The sequence below is a fragment of the Paenibacillus sp. JT22N7 genome, from assembly GCF_059383875.1.
Map to the genome: position 1 here is coordinate 128,568 of NZ_JBXENY010000004.1, position 25,999 is coordinate 154,566.

At 46.6% G+C, this 25,999-nt stretch carries 17 protein-coding genes; 1 reads left to right on the plus strand and 16 read right to left on the minus strand.

Annotated features, from left to right (window positions below; all coding sequences use genetic code 11):
• Nucleotides 1-19: 19 nt before the first annotated feature.
• The 9 genes from AC50Y5_RS12150 to fabZ form a co-directional block, all read right to left on the minus strand.
• The gene (locus tag AC50Y5_RS12150; RefSeq protein ID WP_494860920.1) at nt 20-2,164 is read right to left on the minus strand and encodes a hypothetical protein; all 2,145 of its coding nucleotides are present in this window, start codon (nt 2,162-2,164) and stop codon (nt 20-22) included.
• 194 nt (nt 2,165-2,358) lie between these two features.
• On the minus strand, nt 2,359-5,052 hold the full coding sequence (locus AC50Y5_RS12155; protein WP_494860922.1) for an S-layer homology domain-containing protein: 2,694 nt from the start codon (nt 5,050-5,052) through the stop codon (nt 2,359-2,361).
• Nucleotides 5,053-5,583: 531 nt separating this feature from the next.
• Nucleotides 5,584-9,255 (minus strand): S-layer homology domain-containing protein, encoded by a 3,672-nt coding sequence (locus tag AC50Y5_RS12160; RefSeq protein WP_056036871.1) that lies wholly within the window; start codon nt 9,253-9,255, stop codon nt 5,584-5,586.
• Nucleotides 9,256-9,616: 361 nt separating this feature from the next.
• Entirely contained in the window at nt 9,617-10,759 is a 1,143-nt protein-coding gene (locus tag AC50Y5_RS12165) for a glycosyltransferase family 4 protein (protein ID WP_494860924.1), read from the minus strand.
• 103 nt (nt 10,760-10,862) lie between these two features.
• Complete coding sequence (locus AC50Y5_RS12170; RefSeq protein ID WP_494860926.1) at nt 10,863-11,624, minus strand: WecB/TagA/CpsF family glycosyltransferase; 762 nt, start codon at nt 11,622-11,624, stop codon at nt 10,863-10,865.
• A gap of 7 nt (nt 11,625-11,631) precedes the next feature.
• Nucleotides 11,632-12,801, minus strand: coding sequence for a polysaccharide pyruvyl transferase CsaB (csaB, locus tag AC50Y5_RS12175; protein WP_494860928.1), 1,170 nt, complete (start codon nt 12,799-12,801; stop codon nt 11,632-11,634).
• On the minus strand, nt 12,765-14,945 hold the full coding sequence (locus AC50Y5_RS12180) for a DUF5693 family protein (RefSeq protein WP_200931625.1): 2,181 nt from the start codon (nt 14,943-14,945) through the stop codon (nt 12,765-12,767). The genes csaB and AC50Y5_RS12180 overlap by 37 nt, the downstream gene beginning before the upstream one ends.
• A 57-nt stretch (nt 14,946-15,002) precedes the next feature.
• Complete coding sequence (locus tag AC50Y5_RS12185; RefSeq protein ID WP_494860930.1) at nt 15,003-16,712, minus strand: phospho-sugar mutase; 1,710 nt, start codon at nt 16,710-16,712, stop codon at nt 15,003-15,005.
• A gap of 139 nt (nt 16,713-16,851) precedes the next feature.
• Nucleotides 16,852-17,283, minus strand: coding sequence for a 3-hydroxyacyl-ACP dehydratase FabZ (gene fabZ / locus AC50Y5_RS12190; RefSeq protein ID WP_056036855.1), 432 nt, complete (start codon nt 17,281-17,283; stop codon nt 16,852-16,854).
• A 439-nt stretch (nt 17,284-17,722) separates the two neighbouring features.
• On the opposite strand from fabZ, the gene AC50Y5_RS12195 reads away from it, so the two are divergent.
• A complete protein-coding gene (locus tag AC50Y5_RS12195; protein ID WP_494860932.1) occupies nt 17,723-19,924 on the plus strand; it encodes an Ig-like domain-containing protein in 2,202 nt (733 codons plus the stop codon).
• Nucleotides 19,925-20,084: 160 nt separating this feature from the next.
• Here the strand turns inward: AC50Y5_RS12195 and AC50Y5_RS12200 are convergent, their stop codons facing one another.
• The 7 genes from AC50Y5_RS12200 to spoIID form a co-directional block, all read right to left on the minus strand.
• Complete coding sequence (locus AC50Y5_RS12200) at nt 20,085-20,390, minus strand: DNA-directed RNA polymerase subunit beta (protein WP_056036847.1); 306 nt, start codon at nt 20,388-20,390, stop codon at nt 20,085-20,087.
• A gap of 17 nt (nt 20,391-20,407) precedes the next feature.
• A complete protein-coding gene (locus AC50Y5_RS12205) occupies nt 20,408-21,253 on the minus strand; it encodes a flagellar hook-basal body protein (RefSeq protein ID WP_494860940.1) in 846 nt (281 codons plus the stop codon).
• A gap of 36 nt (nt 21,254-21,289) precedes the next feature.
• The gene (locus AC50Y5_RS12210; RefSeq protein WP_056036841.1) at nt 21,290-22,159 is read right to left on the minus strand and encodes a flagellar hook-basal body protein; all 870 of its coding nucleotides are present in this window, start codon (nt 22,157-22,159) and stop codon (nt 21,290-21,292) included.
• A 196-nt stretch (nt 22,160-22,355) separates the two neighbouring features.
• On the minus strand, nt 22,356-23,357 hold the full coding sequence (locus AC50Y5_RS12215) for a rod shape-determining protein (RefSeq protein ID WP_056036837.1): 1,002 nt from the start codon (nt 23,355-23,357) through the stop codon (nt 22,356-22,358).
• A 133-nt stretch (nt 23,358-23,490) separates the two neighbouring features.
• Nucleotides 23,491-23,778, minus strand: coding sequence for a sporulation transcriptional regulator SpoIIID (gene spoIIID / locus AC50Y5_RS12220; protein WP_046231346.1), 288 nt, complete (start codon nt 23,776-23,778; stop codon nt 23,491-23,493).
• Between the two features lie 171 nt (nt 23,779-23,949).
• The gene (locus tag AC50Y5_RS12225) at nt 23,950-24,693 is read right to left on the minus strand and encodes a M23 family metallopeptidase (RefSeq protein WP_056036834.1); all 744 of its coding nucleotides are present in this window, start codon (nt 24,691-24,693) and stop codon (nt 23,950-23,952) included.
• 119 nt (nt 24,694-24,812) lie between these two features.
• Nucleotides 24,813-25,994 (minus strand): stage II sporulation protein D, encoded by a 1,182-nt coding sequence (gene spoIID, locus AC50Y5_RS12230; RefSeq protein ID WP_494860943.1) that lies wholly within the window; start codon nt 25,992-25,994, stop codon nt 24,813-24,815.
• Nucleotides 25,995-25,999 lie beyond the last annotated feature (5 nt).

A 25,999-nucleotide genomic window follows, 5' to 3' on the forward strand; every position in this document is an offset into this window, starting at 1 on the left:
TTAATAATCTAATTCAAAATTAAAATTCCTTATTATTTGGGTCAGCCCAGTTCAAGTATGGCGACCATTTAATATTTTTCGATACCAGCTTTGTTTTGTATCCATTAATTTCCTCATAGATATTGAGCTGAATCGTTTTAGCAACTAGTTTATCTGTTACGCTTTGGACAATGTTTGTGTAGTTATTGCCAACTTTCCAAACATATTGACCTGCAGTTCCAGCCGCACCTTCGAGTTCAAATGGAGCATTAATCATGGAAAGATTAGTAGATTGATCCTCAAGGGCAAAAGTGAATTTTTTAGCGCTAAAGCCTTCATAGCTAAGATCCTTTGTTACTTGACCAGAGAAATCCACATCAATTTTATCATCTGTCAAATAAGTGATAATGTTATCCATATTAATCGTATAAGGACCGACCTGAACCTTATTAAACTCGGATGTAACGGTTTGGCCATACTGTGGCAATGCATAGCTCACTGGATTAACAAAACCTGAAATTTCAGCATCATCTTTCTTAACAATGCCCTGAGCATTAAAAGCACTACCCAGTACAACCGTTGCGCCAGTTAAATCAAGCTGTTTTGGCACTTCTGTAGTAACAATGATTTGCTCCTTCTTGCCAGGATTAATCAAATTGCTTGTTTTCAACAATTTAATATCATATTTATCCCCATCGGCTGTTTTCAGGTAGCCTACTAGCTTGGAAGTTGCAATTGCACGTGATTGCTTATTCGTAATATCCATGTAAACTGCATAAAGATTGTTAGAATTACCTTCAAGCAACTGTGTTTTCATCACATTTACTGTGAAGTTTTCACCGATATCATTAACATTATTTTCACTGCCAATAGCAACAGATTTCGGTACGATAGCAGCCGGTGTTTTTAATGCGGCCAATTCTGTTTGTGATTCACCGGACTTCTCAAATAGCTTGAGCTTTAGATCAGTTAACGATGTAGTTGTAGGAACCGTACCTGTATAATATATCGTTATTGAACTTTTCGCCGGAATAGCTACAGGGTTTGTGAATGGAATAATTGTTGTTTTCACAGCTGCATTATCCCCAAGATACAATGAACCTTCGACTGCTGGGATTGGAGCTGTTTTTGAGCTAGTGTTTGTAATAACTAGCTTTCCGATCAGGCTGTCTTCACCGCCCCATGTATTTCTTTGAATAGAAGCAACATTCATTTTATAAGTGTAATCATCTTTAATATATTCATAATTTGTTGCTGTTGTGGTATTAGCTGTTTTCAGGTTATACCCTATTTTAGAAACAGGCAAAGATAAGGTTGATGCCCCTTCTCCTGAGCCTGAGCTAATACCTTGTGTAATAACAAGCTTCTGTCCTTTAGTAGAAACAGATTTAGGAAGGGTAATGCTTAATTTAATCGTTTCAAGAATCTTTGGACGCAAGACGATAGCATCTGCTGTACCTGAGGTAGTCGAAGTGACTTTCATCTTGTACATGCCTCCAGCTGCCGACTGAGCTAGAAACTGCAGGTTAGCAAGCGATAGCTCAGAACTGCTGGTATTGCGCATAGCGAGCTCAATATTAACTGTATTATTATCTGTGCTTGTGGACATGGTAGATTTGCTGATTCTAATATTTACAGGAGTGCTATTCAACTTCACAGAAGTATAGCCACCTGCTTTAACATCTGTAGAATAATCTGCTGGAAACTTAAATTGTCCCAATGTCTTCTCATAACCGGCGACACTGAAATCAAACTTTACGACTTTGAAAATGAGTTTAGGCAAAGTCATGCTTGATGGCAGCTCGCTATAAAAAGTCAAAGTAACATTCGAATTTGCTTGAACGGTTTTTTTCGTTTTATCGCTATCCAGCATATACAATGTATATTTAGTACCGCTAGTAGAAGCTAAACGGAACCAATAGTCTTGGAGGTTAATAGCCTTGCTGCCTCCATTATAAAGCGTGATTGTAAAGCTCGCTGTTTTCCCTTTGCTTGTCGACAGTATATCCGCACTATCCAGCTTCACATATGAGTTACTGTTTATGTACACAGGTTTAATGCTACTCGCATTAGAGGCCGCCTCACTACTGCTTGGCAATGCAGGAAAGAGCAATGCTGCAACCAACAACATGGCTACATAAAAACGCCATTTCAATCTTGAGCTTCCAGAAACAACTGTCTGCATTAAAATATCACTCCACATCTTTTTTTATATAGACGTTCATACCCAACAAAAAGTTTCGCTGTAATGCCGAGCAATTCACCCCTTCAGAGCATTTTTTTCTACTTTAATTATAACAAACTTTTATGAATCAAGTGTGAACGCAAAAAAAGAAACCGATGAGAAGATCTCATCGGTTTCCTTGTGTTAAAGAGAAATTATTTCAATTTAACAACTACGATTGCTTTAGCAAGTGTAAACGATCCATAGTTAGCATCGCCAACTACAGCAACACCATACTTAGCACCAACTTCGCCATAAGCAGCTTCGCCCAGGTGAGCAGTTACGTCAGCAAAGATACCATCAGTTACAAGGGAATCAGATGCTTGATCGTAAACGTAGATTGCAGTTGCACTGTTTACATAGTACTGAGTACCAGCAACAGTAATTGTGGAATCGGAGTTGCTTACAGCTGTAAGCTTACCAGTTGCGTTAAGGAACTCTACAGTGTCATAAGCGTTGCTTGCTTTAGCAAGTTCGCCAGAAGCACCATTAGTTACGTCTTTAACAGCAACTAGAGTTCTGGAAGACTCTTTGTAAGTCGAGTTACCAGCAGACAGACCATTTACAACAGTGTTGTAGATAGCAGCGCCCTCATCGGAAGTCAAAGCGATTGTTTCGTTAGTACCCTTAACATTGATTGTTACAGAGTAGTCATCGCCAGACTTAGAAGCACCAACGAACAAGCCGTATTTAGCTTCTTTTGCACTGTCAGCAGTTTTCTCAGTGATGATTACATACTTAGCAAAAGTAGATGTACCATCAGGGATTACAGTTACTTTGTTACCTACTACAAGGTTAGCAAGAGTGCTAGCTTTAACTTCACGGTCACCAGCATCAGCAATGCCTTTGTTGTAAGTATTAGCATCAAGAACTACAGTGTTAGCATTGATTTCGTAGTTAACTACTGTACCAGCATTGTTATTTACTTTCAATGCTGTGTCTGATTTTTCTTTAACAGCCCAAGTAGTTGTAAGTGGAGTCAGGCTGTCAATTCCGTTAACACTGCTATCGGAATTTTTCAGTTTCCAAGTAACAAATACCGCTTGGGAGTTATCGAACGAAGCAGAACCATAAGGAGCTGCATCACCCAGACGTACAGCTGTACCATTCCAAGTAGCTTTATCCAAGCTTACTTCGATGTTTTTGTTTTCTTTAATCGAATAGTACTTGAATACGTCTTTATCTTCGTTAAATGCGCTTGTTGCTGGTTGATCGTTAGCAGCATTCAGGATAACGCCATACTTAGCGTCTACGCTTCCGCCAGTCAACAATTCAGCACCAGCAACTTTACCGTCAACATTCAAGAACAGTTTGTAAGTTGCATCTTTAGTAACTTCTTTCGAACCAGTCAGGTTAGCTTCTTTTGTAGTTGTGTATGTTTTACCATCTACAGTGTATACAGAAGTACCATCAGCTTGAACAGTTACATTTGTTACTTTACCTTCAACAACGTTACGAGTCGCAACAACTTTAACTGCTACTCTGTCTTTGTTATAAACAATGTCAAGAACATCGTTTTTAGCAAGATCAGTTGCAGCTTTAGCTTCACCGTTCAGAACGATGGAAGTGGAATCGTTAAGCGATACAGAAAGGTTGTCTTGAGTTAGAAGACGAGCTTTTGCGGATGTAGTTGCAGCGATATAAGAATCAAGCAACTTGTTAGCACCGTTAGCTTTGGAAACAACTACTGCGCGAACTTTACCAACTACTCCAGCGTTAACGTTAGTAGTATTGTTATCGAACAGGTAAACAGACACATCAGCATCTTTTTTCAGGTTCGAGTCAGTACCAGCAACAGAATCACTGTTGAAGTAGTAAACCGAGTTTCCTACAGTGTTGTACTTAGTAACAGCAGTACCGTTTTTAACTTCAACTTGTTGTGCAGTTCCAAGATCAACATTCAGTTTACCTGTTACTACGTTGTTCTCGTTTTGGTTGTCAGTGATAGCGCGAACGCGACCATCAGTATCAGCCAGAACAGTTACGTTGTGAGCAAGCAGGTCAACCAGTTTCACTCCACCAGTGATAATGAAGTTAGGTGCCAAAGTTTTGGAAAGACCGTTCAACGAAAGACGACCATTGTCATCAAGAACTGCAGAAGTAACAACTTCTTCAGTTGTTGTTCCCAGACGGGAGATCAATTTTTTGCCAGTGCTGCTGTAAACTTTAGCATCAGCAATCCATTGAACCAGGTCAGTACCAAGTGCGTTGCTAACTTGTTGAGCTACAACACCACGAGTTGCTGCAGTACCAAGAGCTAGATCAACTTTTTTGAATACGCCAACTTCTTCAGCTTTCAAAGTGACGTTATAAGGCCACGAACCAGTCAGGTTAGCATCTTGGTAACCAAGAGCACGAACCACGATTGCAGCAACTTCTTCGAACTTGATGTTAGCGTTCGGGCGGAAGTTTTTAGTACCTTTGTCACCAAGCAGCAAACCTTTACCAGTCGCTACGTTGATGTAACCAGTGTACCATTCGTTTGTTTTAACATCTTTGAACTGGGATTTAACGTTTTGCAGAGCAGTAGCAGCTTGCTCGCTACCAGTTGCGATAACGATAATTTTAGCAAGCTCAGCACGAGTAATGCTGTTGCCTGGTTTGAATGTACCGTCAGTATAACCATTGATAATTCCAAGAGCTACAAGCTCCTCAATTGCACTTTGTTCTTTCACGCCTGCTACATCAGTAGGGGTTGCAGCAAATGCTGGAACTGCTACGGCCATAGCAAGGGAGAGAGATAGCACGGATGCCAATAAACTTTTCTTCATAACCTTTTTTTCTCCTCCTCTAAATTGCTTCGGTTGTTGAGAGTTTTGTTTAGAAAATGAATTGCTCGTTTCCCTCATGTGTGTGTCACCCCCTTCCCAGAGTTGAGCAGTATTTAGTATAAATAATGTCTGTCGCCATGTTTAACCCTATGTAATAACATGTCGCAGAAACTCGTAAACACGCAGAAAATTGCTAGACCTTTATACCACTATAACATTATACAATGGCATACCCTTATCGTAAAGAGAAAGTTGAGAATTCATTCCAACTAACTCTGATATTAGGCAAGTCTAAAGAATGATTTTTTTGGCGATTGATGTAACACCACTTAATTAGACGCACGTGCTTCAAAAAAGTTGCGCTCACCGAAAAATAATTTCAAAAAAGTTTTACCCTCGCTATGTAGCATCGAAACAACTGCACGCGATCTTCAAGAAAACGGTCGCTCTGGTTCTAAATGCCCTTCTATGTTTGAATACTTGTTTAGTATAGCTTGGCTTCCTGCATTGCGTCGATGCAAAAGATTTTCCATGGATAATCTTACGCATTTTCAAGGTATAGAAAGGGCTAGCCGCTGGCCAACCCTTCTAACCTTTAATAAATCAGCCTTATAGCAGTTTGTTCTTACGCATTACACGTTCTGCAATGATTGAAGCATCCGCACGGTTTAGATTAGCCTTTGGATCAAAACGATACGTAGCTTTTCCTGTTCCTGAAGTTGTGTTAGGCAAGCCTTCCAGGAATTTAGCCTTCACGACAGCAAGGATGGAGCTTAATGCATAGCCATCCATCGAGCTTGCATCGGTGAATGACTTCTGGAGAGCTGCACGATCCTTCACCTGATCTTCCTTGCCATCCTTGACTAGGTTAGCTGCGCGAGCAATCATTACAGCTGCTTCCTCACGCGTCAAAGCCTCATTCGGAAGGAATTGTCTTGGTCCTTTGCCTCTAATAATACCTTTACGTACAGCTGTTTCAATATAACGATAGTCCCATAGCTCGCTGATTCCCAGTATAGGCACAACGTCATCAAAGGTCATGTCATTAGGGTTATAGTCGAGCGGGATTTGGAACATTTTCACCAAAAGTTGGGCAAACTCACCGCGACTAATATTGTCATATACACCAAATTCGTTGTTGCTTTTAGGATTCATGACCCCACGGGAGAACATAAGCTCAAGTGAGTTGCGTGCATACGCATGGCCAATCATATCACTATAGCTATAACGCATTTGCATGACCACATAATAACCAAAACCATTAATTGGAGCTGTAATGGTCTTGCTTCCTGTATTCACTTTTCCACCAATATTGGTCCATTTACCATCATAGTAGCGCCATATACTTAACGTATTCGCTACAGTGTTCCTTATTTGAGAATCATATTTAATTGTAATACTGCCATAGTTAGTTGTTTCCAACCATTTATCTAATGTTCTTTGATAAAATTCTTGACCTTCTAAATAAGGATGCTGTCCTTGCGTAAACGTATATTCTGTATTTATAAATCCACTAACGTAACCCGCATCAAGCCAAAACAGATTGGATGCAAAACCAAAATGAGAATTAGGGCGCAACCTTGCTACAGCATTATCATTAGTAGGTATATCTAATATAGTACCATCTTGAGCGACTATCGGAGTTGAACTAGTATATTTCCCGACTGGATTGTAGAACTTCAATGTTCTACCATCTGTCCGATCTGCGATCCCAAACAAGATTTGCTGGGAGTCAAACATATCAATTGTTTTGACATCACTGCCGGGGGTCTGATTAGCCGGGCGTAAAAATGTGTTTTTAGGAAAATTCAGTACTAATTCATTTTTAAACGCACTAGCTTTACCTGCTTTTGTAATTACGGTTTTGTATTGCGCACCAATGGAGTTATCTGCTGCATAATTGACTGAGAATTCACCATTAAGCTTCTCACTGCCTCTATAAACTGTAAATTTAATTTTATTTGTACCCGCTTTGAGACCCTTTTGCTCATAGCGGAAAATATCATCTACAGCGCTTTTGTTCATATCTACTTTGCCAATTACTACTCGATCAGCGCCTTCTGCAAGGATACTGACATTAATGAAATTCTGATTAATAACAGCTTCCTCAGGCAATTTTGGAGACAGTATCTCATAAGCAGGCAGTTCACGTGTAATTGTAATAGTCTGGCTTACACTCTCCGTACCAACCTGTGAAATTACGGTAATACTCTTCGAACCAGTAACGGGAAGTTCTACTCCAAATAAGCGAAGGGAGTAAAAGCGTCCTGTAATATTTGTAGTAGGTTCAAAAAATAGTTTATTATCATCGATTGTCATAACACCAGTCGCGCTATCGACTGAAGCCGTTGTATACAATTGTCCGTCTACATTAATAATAAGATTTGCGAGATTCGTTACATTGAATAGTAAGTCTGCTTGTCTCAAGGTTGTTGTATAAGCGTTAGCTGTTGTGCCAGCAACAAATCTTTTATCTGTGTCAGAATCATAGCGCTGACCAGCAGGATTTGTTTTAGGACTAGTTGTAAAAGGTACCGGGATAATCTTCGTTACTTGTGGACGTTTATCCGAAAAACGATAGATTGTGAACGTCGTAGCAACCGAAACTCCATTTGCACGCCCTGCCAATTCAATGACGTTGCTTCCATAAACCAAACTATTAGCAGTGAGTGGGATTTCGAACTCACCAGTGCTATCGGTGACATACCCAGCTGCAAACGTTGTTGTAACACCATTAAGTGTATAAGTAAGGGTAGGCTTATCTGCTGGCAGCTTGAAGTTCAAAAGTTTACCCTTCAAAGCCAGTAACGGAGCATCGTCATAATAGATGGCACCATTAAATGTGTTCGTAACCTGAATCGATGATATCGGATTATAAGTAAACTTTCTGGTTACCGTATCATTACCGAAAGCGTTGCTGACTTTAAAAGTCAGTTCAATATCACCTTGAGGTAATGCATTGATTTTAAAGACACGCTGTTTGGAATCCGCTGTTCTATAAATCGAGTAATCAAATGTTGAACTGTTAACTGCCGCTCCATTCACCTTTGCTGTAAGGGTAGCTGTACCCCCAGCACCTAAATCGAATTGGCCAGCATCAATCGCAAGCCATAAAGGAAGCTGGCTTACGGAACTATTATCAACAAAATTAGTTTGGGCCCCAGCAGTAACAGCAGAATCAATTGCCGGGCTAGTAGGTGTGATCTCATAATATTGCTTAATTGCCGTAATATACGGTGTGCTAGCATTCCGCACTGTAAATGGCATTGGGAAATTCGCCGTCAGACCATTGTATGGCGTACTTTTAACGTAAAGTGTATACTTTCCATTCGTTCCCGTACTAAATGTTCCTGTAGACTGGAAAGAAAATTGCGTAAAATCAGTACTAGTTGATTCTTTTGTAACCGTGGTAGTGAGTGTATTTTCCAAAACACCAGCTTCATTATAAAGCTCTAACGTAACGGTAGGATCAGCAATCGTCGTTGTAGGTGTTTTGAACAATATCTTACCGCTAATTGTATTGGCAGAGATTTGTGCAATAACAGGATTGCCATCAAGCAAAGTATTAGACGGTGAAGCTACTACATTAAAGGGGGTAGCTGTGTTGGCTGGAAAATAAACAACCTGGCGTTCAAGCGTAAAGCTTTTATCACCATTTTTAGAGACAATAGTAAGATAATTCAAACCTGCCTGCATGGTAAGCGAAGACATTACAAATGTACCTGCGCCACCATTAAACATGGCAACACCATTGATCAATACATCAGTAGCATTACTAGCTTTTACAGTAAAAGAAGTATTAGCATTTGTAACGATAACAGGCTGTCCTTCTAAAAGAGCAGTACCATTGCCAAGCTGAACGCTAGTAATGACAGGAACGTTGCCATAAGTAACATAGCTTGTTCCTTCAACTACACTGCCGCTAGTGCCGGTGCTCGTACCCATAACTGTAATTTTGTTAAGTCCATCATAAAGCTGTACCCCTGCGAATAAGAAGGTATTGCCGATAATGGATGGGGTAAGCGCGCCGTTTGAAGAGGCTACAACCGAACCATTCACCAATCGCTCTACTTTAAACGTAATGGAGTTTGGCGATACATCCGCAAATGAACCGCGCAGGTTAACCGTGTTTGTATTTACAATAGTCGGGCTTGACTCAATTGTACTAAAGTCAGTGAACTGGAAATACAATGACGCAGCTTTCGCCGGTTGGAGCGGAGCCAACGTTACAATCAAAGCAATTGATAAAAATAAGCTTAACATTTGTTTCCACTTTCTCATCACACTGGTTCCTCCTTATATGCATTGCTTTTGAACAAATATCTCAATAGCCGATACCTGTTCGTCATAAAAATGGTTTATGATCTTGCTGTATAGACAAACGTTGATATCGTACAAAAGAGCTTATCATTCTCTATTCTATAAACTTTCCTCCTTCTCCCTCTTGAGTGAATGTTTGCCATTGATTGTTACAATTAGACGCAAAGACCCAAGAAAAGTTCCGTACTGTTGTTATCGGTTATTCCGGCCTATATTTTTAGTCTATTTGGGAAAGTTACGCAAAAAAAGCTCCACAGCCTTTGCAAAGGCTGTGGAGCTTCGTCATAAAATCCTATTAATAAATAATAGCGGGAATCCGAAATTATTTCGAACGCGATTGCGCATCTACCTTTGTCCGCAGCAGCACGCGATTAAAGAAGTTAATTACTGGGCGGCGCGTCTTGTCAACGATACCAATAAGTTCGGCGCCAATTTGCAGGCTGAACATCAGCAAACAAATGACGGAGAACGTAACCCAATTCGCTGCGGTAGACTGTATGACAGTAGATTGCAAAATCGCAAACCCTCCGAATATCGCCGCTACACCCCAGATAATCAGAACGGTACGGCGATGGCTAAACCCAAGCTCCTGCAAGCAATGATGCAAGTGCCCTTTATCCGGCGCGAAAATCGGGCGCTTATTCACCCAGCGGCGGACGATCGCAAAGAAGGTATCCGAAAGCGGAACGCCAATAATCAGCAACGGTGTAACGAACGAAACAATCGTAACCTGCTTAAAGCCAATCATGGACAATGTGGCAAGGCTGAATCCAAGGAACAGCGAGCCTGAGTCGCCCATAAAAATTTTCGCAGGATGAAAGTTGAAGAATAAAAATCCGACGATGCCGCCGAGCAGCAAGCTGCAGAGCAGAATAATGGGGATATTGCCCATAATAATCGCCATGATCAAAATAGTAGAGATCGCGATGCCAGAAACACCAGCCGCGAGCCCATCCAAGCCATCAATCAAATTAATTGCATTGGTCACGCCAACAATCCAGAGAATCGTAATCGGAACAGCGATCCAGCCTGCAATCGGCTGCATAGCATCTCCAAACGGAATGTTAACCAGATCGATTTTAATGCCAAAGCCAAATACGACTACGCTTGCCGCAGCCAGCTGGCCCAGCAGCTTCACTTTGGCGGACAGCTCAAAACGGTCATCCAAGGCGCCTATTAAAATAATAATCGTGCCGCCTACAAGCAGCGCTTTAATCATATTCATATTTGCATCTGTCAGCATTCCATCAGGAATGAACGGGAAAAGCAATAAAAAACCTGCAACAAATGCAGCATAAATTGCCAAACCACCCATGCGTGGCATAATGCGGGTATGAACCTTCCGATGATTCGGCTTATCAATAGCACCGACGAAAAAAGCGAATTTCTTTACAAGCGGTGTCATGACAAGCGCTAACGTCAGAGCAAGAATAAAACCAATCGAATACAATAAGCCTTCTGGCATGTAATGCAGCTCCCCTTTTGTTTCTACCGAAGTGAATTATACTCCGATCGAAAAAGAAACTCCAATCCCGTTTTCATTCAATTTCAACGGTTTTCACGAGTTTTTACGATAATGGCCCAGGTTTTGTAACGTTTTCTTTGTCGCGCATCACTTTCACAACGAATTTCGGCAAAACGAGCATTCTTGGCAGTCTTTTTGGCTCCTGAAGCAGGCGGTAAAACCACTCTAAACGCAGTTTTTGAAAAATCATCGGCGCACGCTTGAGCTTGCCCGCAATAATATCGAAGCTGCCGCCAATGCCCATAATATAAGGGACGCCCAGCTGATGCTTATACTTCGCAATCCAAGGCTCCTGCGTTTCGGCTCCCCTGGCAACGAGCAAAATATGCGGAGCTGCCTGGCGAATTGCTTCCACAACTTCCTGATCCTGATCGGGACCAAAATATCCGTTGCGGTATCCAACAATTCGTACCTGCGGATATTGGAGCTGCAGCTTTTCGGCTGCCGATTCAATAACCTCCTGAGATGTTCCGAGCAGGTAAGCCGTCCATTTGCGCTGTTCGCCTTCGCGCATTAAACGGTGCATCAGGTCAAAGCCGGCAACTCGCTCGGCTACAGGCGTGCCCACATAATTGGCGGCCCATACAACGCCTGCGCCGTCAGGAACAATAAGCTCTGCCTTCGTCATCATCCGGTAATAATCAGGACTCTCCAGAGCAGACATCACCATAATCGGATTAGCTGTAATGACATGCGTTTGACGCTTCTCCTCAATTGCTTTCACTAAGTAGCTGACCGTCTCATCCATTGTCATTTTAGAGAAGGGTATGCCGTAAATAGATACGGTTGGAACATGGTTCGACAAACGAATATCACCTCGATATGGGATGGAGCAGCAGCTTTATAATTTGCTCAGCAGGCTGCTGCGCTTGTTGCTTCAACTTTGAAATAGCTTCCTGATGCGATCTGCGCCAGCTGTCGCCGTTCTCCAGCATCCGCTCCGCCTCATCGGCGAAAGCTTCTGCATCAAGCAGCTCCGTTGAGCCAATTGGCTGCAAATGGATTCGCTTTAGAAATTGATCGATTTTCGGATCGTAGGATAAGCCAAGCATGGGCACCATCTGATTTGCTGCATAAATTAACGCATGCAGCCGCATTCCAAACAAAATATCACAATGGCTCACTTCCAGCAGCATTTGCTGCGGGTCGTCGCCCGGCGACGCCAGCTCAGCGATGCTTCCGCTGGCGAGCTGCCCTTGCAGCCGTTCCATGACCTGCTTCGATGTTTCCACATCATCCGGGGTATGGAACGGGAGAAAGCGCAGCCGCACCTGGCGGCGGCGCGTCAGCGCGATTAGCGCATCGGCGGCGCGCGCAAGATCCGCGCCGTCTTCGCGCCAGCGGCGCAGGGACACGCCGACGACCGGCATAGCTTCGCTGCCGGCCTTCGCGGTCCCCGCACCGCCTGGCGCCCCGGCCGCCGCTGCGCCTAGCGGCAGCGGCAAGCCCATCACCGGATCGGGTACAACCTCGATCCGGTCATGCGGCACGCCCATCCGCCCCAGCAAAGCGGCGGATTGATCGTCCCGCACTGAAACATAAGCGCTCCGCCGCATAACGTGGCGGATCATCGGGTCCATCCACCGGCGGTTCACCGGCCCGATGCCCTGCGAATAAATGAATGTCGGCTTGCCCAGCAATTGGGCAAGCTTCACGATTCCGGTATAATACGGAATCGTCTTCGTGCCTGTGGCATCCTGCAGCAGGCTTCCGCCGCCGCTGATCAGCCCATCGCAGCTGCGCAGCGCGCCCCACACGTCCGCGGGGCGCATCCGATGCACGGCCTCTACGCCGTACATCGCCTTCGTCCAAACCGGGTCGGCCGACAGCACGACCGGCTGCAGCTCCAGCCCATGCGCCTTGCTCTGCTCGGCAAGCGCCAGCAAAATAGAACGCAGCACAGCCTCGTCGCCGCTATTCTGAAAGCCGTAGTAGCCAGAAATCGCTATTCGGCGAATATGCGTTTGAGGGCCGGCGACCATTTAGACCAGACTCCTTCCAGCAGCTGCCACACTCCGATGAGTATAAATCCGACTGCCGCACCAAGACCAAGGCCAAGGAATACGCGGATGATGGAAATATGCAGCGGCGTATGAATGTGCGCAAATGTGTCGACCATCGAAAGCTGGCCAATGGAGCCAATAATTACGAACAGCCAAGCTGCGCGGTAACGCAGCGCGGCGAACAATCCCACTAGCAGCAGCGGATGCGCCAGCAAAAACTCTTTATTTCTCGGACGGACGCCAAACGTGCCTTCCAGCCATTCGCGGAAAGGACGCTCAAATGGCAGCGTCTGCCCCTCATTACCTGTACGTGATAAATAATACATACCCGCAGCTACCACAATTAAACCAACGACAACCATGAGCACGTTAATCGGTGTTGACAGCATTTTGCGAATGCGGGCAATTGGAGCATGTCCTGTGTAAAACACAACGTAGATCGCAACAAGCGCAATCGGCGCGAGATGCAGCAGGCTAACTCCACGGAATTGTTGAAGCACAAGCATATACGTTATATTGTTCAGCAGACCGAACACATAAGGCACTGCAATAAGCGACATAAGCGCTACTACAATAAACCAGCTAATAGCAAGTCCCAGACGGCGGCGTGCCGGCAAGCCTTCAAATACCCACTTGCTTCCCGCGTCACCAGAGCTGCTCAGCGGAATAACGACGCCTTGTCCTTTTTCTTTGCTGCGGAAAGTCCAATCCGCTCCACCAACAAAACGCTGGTTCCCTTCCGTCCTGCTATAAATCCGGTTCATAACCCAGATTAGCGCAAGCGTTGGCGCACTAATGCCCGCCCCAAGCGCAAGAGCCTGCTCTAACACGGAGCTGCTCAGCACATACAAGCCGGCACTTCCGGCAATACCGAGCAGGAATACCGCAATAAGCGTACCTGGCAGAAAAGCATTAATTAACAGCGCAATCAAGGCGATAGCGCCAATGACGACGATTCCTTTCAGCATTTTAACCCATGAAGGATATTCCCGATCAAAGGGCTCCGCTGTACCCGGAGCAAATCCGGCATCAGCCAAACGCTGAATCGTGCCTTTGTTTCCATCCTCCCCTTTAAGGGACAGGTAGAGATTGTCCAGCGGATTAATAACCGCCGATTTCTCCTGGCTCGATGCAGGCGCACCATTCAGGAAAAACATCCGAATGTTGCGATCCTTTGCTGCAAGCAGGAAGCGGTCAGCAATATCTTCCGGCTTCATTCTCATCGCGTCCGTAGGGGACAACGAATAAAGACGTACAATATTATAGTCTGTCAGGTAGGCGAGTGTCGTCATGCCTGATTGCTCTTTTTTCAAATTCTCGATGGTCGTTACACCGATTTGATATTTGTTAAGCAGCTCGGCAAATGCGCGCAAGCTCTTCTCCTCGGCGTTGTCGGTGTAGCCTTTTACTTTATCTCCGTCGAACAAAATCCGTGTAACGCCATAATTCTTCAACTGAGCAAGAGTCGCCTCTGCTTCCTCCTGTGAATACGGAAGAACCCGGTCGGTCAAACGAGGCAAAACACGGAAGCCTGCTGCTTTGATCCTTTCGAGTGACATCGGATCAAAGCCAAGCGGTTGAAGCAGCGAATTTTGCAGCGGCAGCTCCACCACAAGGCCATCGCGGCCATCGAAGGACCAGTCCCGATAGACGATGCCCGCCCGGTCAAATGCTGCGCGAACAATCGGTCCAATCTGCTCCTTCTCAGCACTGCCGGAATACAAAATGTAAGTGAAATTTTGACCTGGCGTCTCCAGCTTGCCTTGGAGCAAAGCCGCCTCCTTGGAGTTGTAGTAGGTCAATCTGCCTGCCTGCATCAGCTCGCGAAGCGAGCTTTCATAGACAGCCATGGTCGAAATGCCGGATTCTTTCATAAAAATAAGATGCTGCGATATAAAATCCTGCGGCTTTGCCGAATATTCCGCAATTTCGATCAAGTCGCGATAATCAAACACATATTCCACTTGCTTAGACGTCGACTCCGTATTCATACGGTTATAACCAATAGGAAGTGCCGCCATCACGCCAATGAGCGTAATGATCCAGAGCCACTGTTTAGCTCTGCGATTCCATTGCAGCCAGTTTTGAAGCACGAAAATCCTCCGTTCATCGATCCTTGTCATTCCGCTTCCTACTGCTCTATTGCCGAGCGGTTGCCCACGGTTAAAGCCAAATATTCCTTATCCGTCTACTCTTGCCATAACCGTCTGACGCAAAGCATTCAGCGCTTCTTCAGCTTGCGCAGTCGATTCGCCGCGAACCGCAAAATAAACTTTAATCTTCGGCTCGGTACCCGATGGACGAAGACAGAACCATGAGCCATCAGCAAGCATATATTTCAGCACGTTTTCCGGGCGGAGACCGTCCAATCCGAGCTTGTAATCGAGCACTTGCTCTACCTTCACGCCGTTAATATCAACGGGCGGCTGATTGCGCCAGCTATCCATAATGCCAGCAATTTTCTGTACGCCGTCAAGACCCTTCAGCGTCCGAGACTCCAAACCTTCCAAATAAACGCCATGCTTCTCATACAGCTCCAGCAATACATCATATAGTGTTTTACCTAAGCTTCTATAATATGCTGCTGCTTCACAAATCAGCAAAGCCGCTACAATAGCGTCCTTATCCCGTGCGTAAGTTCCAGTCAAATACCCGTAGCTTTCTTCATAGCCAAAAAGGAACGAGCGCTCGCCCGTTTTTTCATAGCCTGTCATTTTCTCGCCGATATATTTAAAGCCAGTGAGCGTATTCTCAACAGCTACACCGTAAGAGCGGGCAATATCCGCACCCATCTCGCTCGTAACAATCGTTTTGATAACAACGCCGTTATCCGGCAATTGTCCGCGCTCCGTGAGCTGGCTGAGCACATAATTCACCATCAAGGCGCCCGATTGGTTGCCGGTCAGCACGACATATTCGCCGTTATTGTTTTTCACAACTGCGCCCATCCGGTCTGCATCTGGGTCTGTTCCGATAATAATATCGGCATTGACCTGCTGCGCCAGCTTGATCGCTAGCGTAAACGCCTCGCGTTCTTCCGGGTTAGGAGATTTGACCGTGCTAAAGTAGCCATCCGGTTGCTCCTGCTCCGCGACAATATGTACATTGCTAAATCCGACTTTCGCAAGCACCTCGCGAACCGGCAAATTGCCTGTTCCATGAAGAGGGGTGAATACAACGCTGAACTGCTCGCCAACACCGCTGCGAAGAAGCTCCACATTCAAGCTTTGCGCGACCACCGTATTAATGTAGGATTCATCGGCATCCTCGCCCAGCCAGACGAGCAGGCCTTGCGCCTCTGCTTCTTCACGGCTCAGACGCTTCACCTGATCAAAACCCGTCACCTGCTGAATGGAAGCGATAACCTGCTCCGCATCCTCAGGAATGAGCTGGCAGCCGTCAGCCCCATACGCCTTATAGCCATTATATTCAGGCGGATTATGGCTTGCCGTAATCACAATACCGCTGGAAGCTTTAAGCGAGCGTACAGCATACGACAGCTGTGGCGTTGCGCGCAGCGATTGGAACAAATAAGTTTTCACGCCGTTTGCCGCCAGCACAAGCGCTGAATCCAGCGCAAATTCCGGTGAATAGTTGCGGGAGTCGTGAGCAATAACCATTGAAGGCGCATCGCCCGAAGCTTGTCCCAGCAGCCAGTTCGCCAGCCCTTGCGTCGCTTTGCCGACGGTATACGTATTAAGACGGTTCGTGCCCGCGCCCATAACGCCGCGCAGTCCGCCTGTACCGAATTCCAGATCGCGATAGAAACGGTCTGTAATCTCCTTCTCATCGCCCGCGATGCCGCGAAGCTCCTCTTTGGTCGCTTCATCAATCAATGGATCATTTAACCAAGCATTGTAACGCTGCATTGCCACTTCATTTTGACTCATACGGATCTCTCCCTTATATATAAATGAAACTAGCGTAAACGGCTGTCACCGCCCTATGGCGGCAAAGCTACCGTTTCGCGTGTGAAATATAAGCCGTTTGATAAAGATCAAACTTATAAATTCTTATATTTTAATAAATTTAAGACGGATCGGACAGGGCAAACATAAGCTCGCCTTCGGCAACAACTTGATCTCCCACTTTTGCAGTAGCTTGTCCTTTGCCGATGCTGCCTTTCAATCTGGTAATGACGACCTCCAGCGTAAGCGTATCGCCAGGCTTCACCTGACCACGGAACCGAACGCCATCAATGCCTGCAAAAAAGCCTAATTTGCCTTTGTTGGCCTCCAGCATAAGCATCGCTACAGTGCCGACCTGCGCCAGTGCCTCAACGATAAGCACGCCAGGCATAACAGGATAAGCCGGAAAATGTCCTACAAAATAAGGTTCGTTCATCGTTACATTTTTCAGGCCAACCGCTCGGACGCCCGGCTCTACCTCCAAAATACGGTCAATGAGCAAAAAAGGCGGGCGATGAGGGATAATTTCCTGAATTTGATTAATATCGAGCATGAATTAAGCTCCTTCCTTGTTGTCGAGGGTATAAAAAATGCAATTTTTACTGAAACTATAGATATCCTTCATGAAGCTGCAGTTTGTGAAGGTTGAGATAGAGGGCTTGGCTGTGCGGACCCGAAGCGTCTGCGGCCAAGCTTCTTTCATTTTACCGCGAATCCCTATGGACTCCCTGGTGGCACGCAAGTGCAGAATGGCAAGCATTCTACCCCTTGGCGGGCGCGGCATTAAGGCTCCAAACCATTATACAACTACCGTATCAAAAATAAAACTGCCATAGCCCTCGTATGGCTAAACTTGGGACTTGCAGGTACAATTGCGGCGGCAAATGATTTTTTTCAAACAAAATACGACATCTTTATTCATTTCCTCTATATGTAAACCGTTATATAGAATAGAGAGTTTTTTTATTCTATAGACGAAGGGATAGGATGTAGTGAATTTAAGTGTAAACGGGAACAAGTCGCTCAGGGAAATCAGGAGATGGCTCGCCGCCGTTCTATCTGTCATGCTCATCGCTACCACATTCAGCAGCATCGCGAGTGCTGCAGACGAAACAGTAACAGGCATTGAACTAAGCTATGATTCTTGGGATTACAATACCAGCACATCATCACTGGAAGTATTTATTGATGACGATGCCGTTATCGTCTCCTTGCTGGCTGCCACTTCAAGCTCTTCCACCAAGAAGGACGTTAGCGCCTCCGCTACTTGGAAATCGTCCAACACCTCCTACGTCAAAGTGGACAAGGGCGTCCTGACGGCTGTAGGCAAAGGAACGGCTACGATTAGCGCTACTTACGGCGGATACACGCAAAATATTAAAGTTACATCCGATTACGTATATGATTCTGTACAAATTTTGAAAAATGGCAGCAACGCCGCAGAAAGCTATGATGTAAGTCTTGGCGCAGAGCAAGTATTTACGCTAAGCGGGATTAAGAGCGGCGCCTCCAATGAAAACATTACTACCAATGCAACATGGACATCCTCCAGCTCTTCCGTCGCGACAGTTGATGATGGTACAGTCACGCTGGTAGGCGTAGGAACAACAACCATTACAGCCAAATATAAAGGAAAGTCCGACACTGTAAAGCTCGTCGTCACTTCCCCTTATAAATCATTGGCTTTGTCGCCAAAGACGCTGCTTGAAATCGATATGGGCGACGATGACCAGACGATTCAAGCAATAGCTACAACGACGAGCGGCTCGACAGAAACGGTAACGGCAAAGGCTACTTGGACAACTAGCAGCGCTGCTGTTGCAACCGTCGAGGATGGAGTTGTAACTCCAGTTGCGACTGGCCAAACTAAGATTACCGCAACTTATTTAGGAGTAAGCTCGACCATTGATGTTGTCGTTCGTACGCCATACCAATCGATCAAGCTGTCGCCAGCCAAAGAATATCAAATGATGCTGAACAGCCCTGGCTTGCAAATTACGGCTGAAGTTCAGGAGCTTTCCGGCAATGATGAGAACGTTACTACGCAAGCGGAATGGACATCCTCCAACCTATTGGTCGCTACAGTAACGAATGGACTTGTAACGCCGAAAGCGGTTGGAACAACTAAAATTACAGCTTCTATCAAAGGCATCAGCCGGAGCATTGACATTACGGTTTTCCCTAGCGTCACCGAGCTGACAATCGATAAAGAGTCTATCGATACATTCCCGGAAAAAAGCGAGACGCTGCCTAAAGTGAGCGGCAATACTTTCGGCGGAGATACAGCTGACGTTTCCAAAATTGTGAAATGGACGGTAGCCGACGAAAAAATTGCTACTATTAAAGATGGCAAATGGACAGCAGATGCTGTAGGCAAAACGGTCGTAACAGCCGAGCTTAATGGCCTGAAAGCGACATTTGAGCTCAATGTACACCTTACACCTGTGAAGCTCGTCCCAAGCACCAAAGAACTTAGCGTAGTAATCGGCAAGGATTTGGCGCTGCCTACGATTACGGTTGTAAATCAAGATGGATCGGAAGAGGATGTTTCCTCCAAAGCAACGTGGAAAGCATCATCGGATAATGCAATTGTCGTTAATGGCAAAGTAAAGGGGCTTGAAGCCTCCAAAGTGACATTAACAGCAACCTATTTAAATAAAACAACTACCGTCAAAGCTTACGTTGAAGAAGAGATCGAGAAGCTGGTAGCAGAACCATCCAGCCTTGAGCTCTACCCAGGCAAAAGCAAGTCGGTTAAAGTAACAGGCTACTATGTGAGCGGCAAGAAAGTGGTTCTGAGCTCCAAAATGAACTGGACCGTTTCTTCCAGCACCTTAGCAACGGTTAATGGCAGCACCGTCAAAGCACTGGCTGTAGGCAGCGGCAAGCTGACTGGCTCTTATCAAGGAAAAACGCTGGAAATTCCGATTACGGTTTCACCTAAGCTTAAATCGCTAACCCTTTCGGATAAATCGCTTAAGCTTAGCCCAGGCGCTTCTTATTCGCTGAAGCTGCAAGCCAATTATACAACTGGCAATCCAGTAGATGTAACAACGAGCGCAACTTGGGTAACAAACAAAGCAAGCGTAGCTACTGTGTCGAATGGCAAAATTATCGCTCTGAGCAAAGGTTCCGCTACCATTAAAGCTACCTTTGACGGCAAAACAGTATCGATGCGTGTAACTGTTAAATAAGCCTATGATTATTATGAAAAAGAACACCTTCCGCTTGTATTTTAAACAAACGGATCGGTGTTCTTTTTTTATCTGCTTATACCTCTCCCGCAGACGAAGCAAAAAAGCGGCATCCGCAAAAAGCTGCGAATACCGCCTTCAACCAATCGTACGGTGCGAACTACGAATCCGAGAATACAAGATCATAGACATGCTGCCAAGTTGACCACTCAAACACGTCATCTCCCGATTGCTTGCCCAGCACCGTATAACCGATATAGAGGCCCGCAATCAGCATAATGACCATGATACAAGGCACAATGCTGCGGCGCAAAATCCATAATATGATTCTCAGTACCAGGGGCCGCTTCTTCTTCTCTGGAGCGGAGCCTTGCCCCTTCCTGCGCGAGCTGCTGCGGGTCTGTTCTGCTTGTTCATCTTCCAGCCTGTCATCCGCAAAGTCAGCTCGTTCATTCGTCGTACTCATTACCACCATCACCCTATCTATCTGCGCAAGCCGTTCGCCAACCCCATCATCGAATCGCTTGATGTTAATGCCCTAGCTACCAGTTGGTAAGCACGTTGTACATTAATCAGCTCAGTCATCTCGCTGCTCATATCCACATTGGATTGCTCAAGAGAGCCTTGGCGCAGCGCGATCGCATTATCCGCGTCAGGAGTAACCTCTTGGATTACATCACCCACATTCAGCCCTTCAGCTACGGCAAACAAATTGTCATCCAGCTGAGTAAGAGCAGAAGGTCGGGTTGCTTGCATCAATTTAATTGTGCCTAAATTAATGGTTGTACCGTCAGCAGCAACACCTTGCGCACTGCCATCAGCGCCAATAACCAGCTTATAGCCATCTGGAACAGTTACTGGCTGCTCAACTACTACATTTCCTGGCTGGGTCACCACTGTCGAAACAATAGGATAGCCTTCAGCCGTTGCCAAAATGTTATCACCGTTTGCATTAACCGTCAACTGAAACGCACCGTTGCGCGTATAAGCACGGTCGCCATTAGCGTTCACAATGACCTCGAACAACGCATTTCCTTCAATTGCAAAGTCCGTGTCCTTACCTGTCGTTGCGATCGTTCCTTGCTCCAGATTCGGCTTAATCATCGTCAGCTGGGAGCCCCAGCCTTGGTTAAAATCAAGCGGCGTCATACGGCCCGGCTGTTTAAAATCATTTGGCTGCTTGCTGACATTCGTCAACAAATCCTCAAAGGTTGCTTCCTTCCGCTTATAACCTACTGTATTCACGTTGGCGATATTATCAGCGATCATATCAAGCTTCTGCTGGAGTCCACCCATCGAGACTACCGCATTAATCATTGAGCCGTTCATCGTCTGCCTCCTTCACGTTCCGTTGCTGACTTCGTCTTAAACGCGGCCTACTTCCGTTACAGCCTTCTCCAGACTTTGATCATAAAATTGTACAACCTTCTGGTTGGCTTCATAAGCGCGAAGCGCCGCCATTAAATCAACGGAGGATTGTGCCGCATCTACGTTGGAACGCTCCACATAGCCTTGTTGCACCTCCACCTGATCCGTTTCCTGAAGCGCTACGGCTTGCGCGGCGTCTCCATTAAAACGGAACTGGCCGTCTCCGGCGCGTACGAGTTGGTTCGGCTCGTTTATTCGCGTCACCAGAAGCGGCTGTACGCCACTATCCACACCGGTTTGCGTATTAACAAAACGCAAATCCTTCGTCAGCGACAGCTGCTCAAGCCCAATGCCTGCTGCGAATTGAATAGGATTCCCATCAGCTCCCAGCACATTGGCGCCGTCTCCGTTAACGAGAAAACCGTCCGCTGTCAGCGTAAAGGAGCCGCCCCGCGTATAGCGAAGATCCCCTTGCGCATCCTGCAGCGTAAAGAATGCTTGCGGCTGGAACGTCACCGTACCGTCATCAGCGACGTATTTGCCGGACTCGTCAAACGCCGCACCCTCCACCGCAATGTTGGACACGAGTGCGAAGTCAGTAGGCTTGTCCGTCTGGGACAAGTCCCCTTGAACATGCAGCGACAAGCTCTCCTCTGCAAATACCCCCATGCCGAGACGACCGATGGACTTGCTTGACTCGCCCTGTACCCCTGTCATGGAAAGCAGCGTATCCGGGAACGAACGCGTGACCGCATTCGTCTGCTTATAGCCCGGTGTATTTATATTTGAAATATTATTCGTTACGGTATCATGTCTGCGCTGCTGGGCCGTCAAGCCTGCAGCTGCTGTGTAAAGCCCTCTAAGCATTGCAATTGCCTCCTCGAAGATCGTATAAGGCTGTTCCCTCTCGCTGTATATGCCACTATTTATATATCGGTTATAGGCATGACTTCAGTTATAGCTTCCTATGCGACCTTTGACTCAATTTAACGCCTCGGCGCGTCCCCTTTTAAACGCCCTACCCGCGCAAACGGCTATGCAAGCGCTGCTTCTGCCTAACTTCTTAGAAGCGAGGCTTCTTGCCAAGCTTGTCCAAGTTATCAAGCAGAATGCCGGTACCTTTAACGACGCAATGCATCGGATCTTCCGCAATCAGCACCGGAACCTTGAGTTCTTCCGCAAGCAGCGTATCCAGGCCATTCAGCAATGCACCGCCACCGGTCAAAATAACGCCCCTGTCAATAATATCTGCCGACAGCTCAGGCGGCGTTTTTTCCAGTACGGACTTCGCCGTAGCCACGATTGACATGACCGAATCCCAAAGCGCTTCTTGAATCTCTTCCGAATGAATCGTCATGGTCAGCGGCAAGCCCGTTACCATATCGCGTCCACGGATATCCATTTCCGAGCGTTGTCCGTCCTCGTAAACTTTACCGATTTTGATCTTGATATCCTCGCTTGTCCGCTCGCCGATCAGCAGCTTGTACTTATCTTTAATATACTTCATGATCGCAGCATCGAATTTGTCTCCTGCGATTTTAATAGAAGAGGCGGTCACGACGTCGCCCATGGACAGGACCGCTACATCCGTCGTGCCTCCGCCAATATCTACAACCATGTTGCCGCTAGGCTGGAAGATGTCCATTCCAGCCCCAATAGCGGCAGCTTTAGCTTCCTCTTCCAAAAATACTTCCTTGGCTCCGCTGCGTTCCGCTGCTTCACGAATCGCCTTCTGCTCAACGGATGTAATATTCGTTGGCGCGCAAATCAAGATGCGCGGACGGCTCAGCCATTTACGCCCTTCTACCCGATCAATAAACGCTTTCAGCATAATTTCCGTTATTTCGAAGTCAGCAATAACCCCATCCCTTAACGGGCGGATTGCAATAATGTTTCCTGGCGTACGGCCGACCATCCGGTGAGCTTCCTCACCAACGGCAAGCACCTTCTTCGTGTCGCTCTCAATCGCGACGACAGACGGCTCATCGAGCACAACGCCTCTCCCTTTTACATGAATAGATACGTTAGCCGTTCCCAAATCAATTCCAATGTCCTTGCTTAGCATAAGGCGTAAGTCCTCCAACGAATAGTGTAAACGCTACGGTCAATTAGTTCCCACGACGTAGAAACCCCTAACGTACATTATTCGCCAAAAAACTATAAAATCCTCTACCCTTTTGTAATAATTTGCGAATAAATTATGTTTTCCCGGCTGCCAGAACTTCCCTCTTCTTCGTGCTCGTTTTCTTATATTTGATTTTCGTTGCTTCTCCCCCGCGCAGATGGCGGATTGACTTGTGATACTCCAAAATGTGCTTCACCTGATCCGCCAGGTCGGGGTTAATTTCCGGCAGCCGTTCGGTTAAATCCTTATGGACCGTACTCTTAGATACGCCGAACTCCTTGGCGATCGTTCGTACCGTGTGCTTCGTCTCCACGATGCAACGGCCTATTTTAATGGTTCGCTCTTTGATGTAATCGTGCACGTTCCCGCCTCCCTACTCGAGATAGTTTGGTACATTATATGAGGGGCGCGGGTATATATTCTTTATGGCCAAGCCTGACAAGCCAGTTTGTCATAAAATTTTCATAAAAATACAAAACAGGCAGGGGATATTCCCCTGCCTGCAAGGCCTGAAGACCTATTTTGCCAGCGTTTATTGCGCGCCGACTACGGTGCTTGGATTGACGGCTTTTCCGTTTTCACGCACTTCAAAGTGCAGATGGACGCCCAAATCCTTTTCCTGCTCGTTGCGAGCCGCTTTGGCAATAATCGTTCCCTGCTTCACTTCATCGCCTACCGCCACGTTCACGTCGCTAAGGCTTTGGTAAGTGGTCACAAGACCGTCGCCATGGTTGATTTCGATAATGCTGCCATTCGTCGGATGATTGAGCACGAGGCTCACTTTGCCCGACATAGCGGCTACCACATCAAACGGCTGGTCATTCGGGTCTACAAGATCGATACCCATGTGCGGCGAGAAAGTATTTCCCATCTGCACCATAGCTGCCTGCCGCTCATCGCTGCTGGCGTTAGCATCATAGAAAGGTGTCTCGATTTGCAGCGCGTCCTTGTTCACAACCGGCCATTGCAATTGCTCGCCTTCGCGAATGACTTCATCAACTGCGCCCTCCGGTTGTGTTACCGTACCCTCGCCTACTGTGGCTTCCGTTTGGTCCGGATGTTCTGAGGCTGTCGTTTGCTTGCTGTCATCCGCTCCCTGGTAGACCCACATTAAGGTTACGATAATTGCTGCCGCGGCCATAAATATTGCTGGCGATACCCATTTGCGTGCCAGCAGCCTTTTAAATCCATTGCCTGAACCCGCGGCAGATGATGCTCCCAGTCCATTTTTGGGAGTTTCCTCTGAGCCTTGCTTTGGTTTGTTTTGATTGTTCATTTCTATCACCTCACTAGCCATTGTTGCCAGATTCGCTAGGTTTATACGTGAGGGTAGATGGAATGATGGATAAAAATATAGAGACTTTAAGATTTCGAAAAAGCCTGTGTTTACCTGCGCTAGGAGTGCCCAAGCAGCGCTGCCGAGAACTTGGAAGCCTGCTCTACCTTTGCACCCGTATAGTAATAGGTTAATATATCTTTCGCCGAATAGCCTAGCTTTGCCATTCCGTTCGCTCCCCATTGGCTCATGCCGACGCCATGTCCATACCCATAAGTTGTAATGGAAATGGCCTTATCGTTCATTTGCCATGTAAAAGCGGCTGAGGCTAGTCCCAATCGTTCGCGCACCTCGCGGCCAGTAAATACCGTTCCGGCGATTTCGATTTTGCTGATGCTTTTTCCTGCTGTTGCAGCTAATACCCGAATGGAAGGCTGAACCCTGCTCTCCCCCTGAAGGCCAAGCTTCTCATAAAATTGCGCCAGCGTCAGCTCCACGCTTTCTTTGTATCGCGGCGACAGCTCGATGTCCCATGGACTCGCGACGCTGCGCAAATAAGGAATCTCACCCGACCAATAGTCTTCGGAATTTTCCGTATATCCGCTGCTTGTGGAAAAGAAAGCGGCTTGGATCGGCTCGCCATTATACGTGACGATTAGTCCCTCCGTCTGCTTCACCGCTTCATTCAGCTTTTTCATATTAGCCGTCTGCTTGGCTCCTTGCCAATGCTGCTTCAGCTGCGCGAGCGGCAAATAGGCTTGATGGGCAATCGTATCCGTTACATCTGCCTCTATATTTTCCACGCCGCTGTCATCCCCGGAAGCGAGGCGGCGTACGATATAGGTGCGTGCAGCTATCGCCTGCGCCTTGAGCGCTTCCAGCTCAAAATCGGCTGGCATTTCCGCCGCGATAACGCCGCGCACATATTCCTCCAGCGGCAAGCTTTCCGTACGCTGTTCCTTCATCATATAAGTGCGTACGATGAGCCCGTTAAGCGCGCCTGTCGTTTTGGGCAACAGCCCGCCCATATGCTGCGCGATAACAGCGCTGCCCGCTTCGACTTTATTCGCCCCGCTGCCGCTGCCCGTGCCGGGCTGCTCTAAGACTGTCTCCACTGCCCCTCCCGGCTGTGCATTCGCTAGAGTCGCGGGCATGCGGGCCGGTATACCTCCAAGGGAAACTTTCATTAAAGCTACGGTAATGCCAAGCAATAGGCCTATTGAAAAAATAGGCACCCAGCGGCTGCTCTTCAAGCGCTGCAGCGCTTCTGACACTCTGCGTTCGATTCTCCTTCGTCTCATCCCTG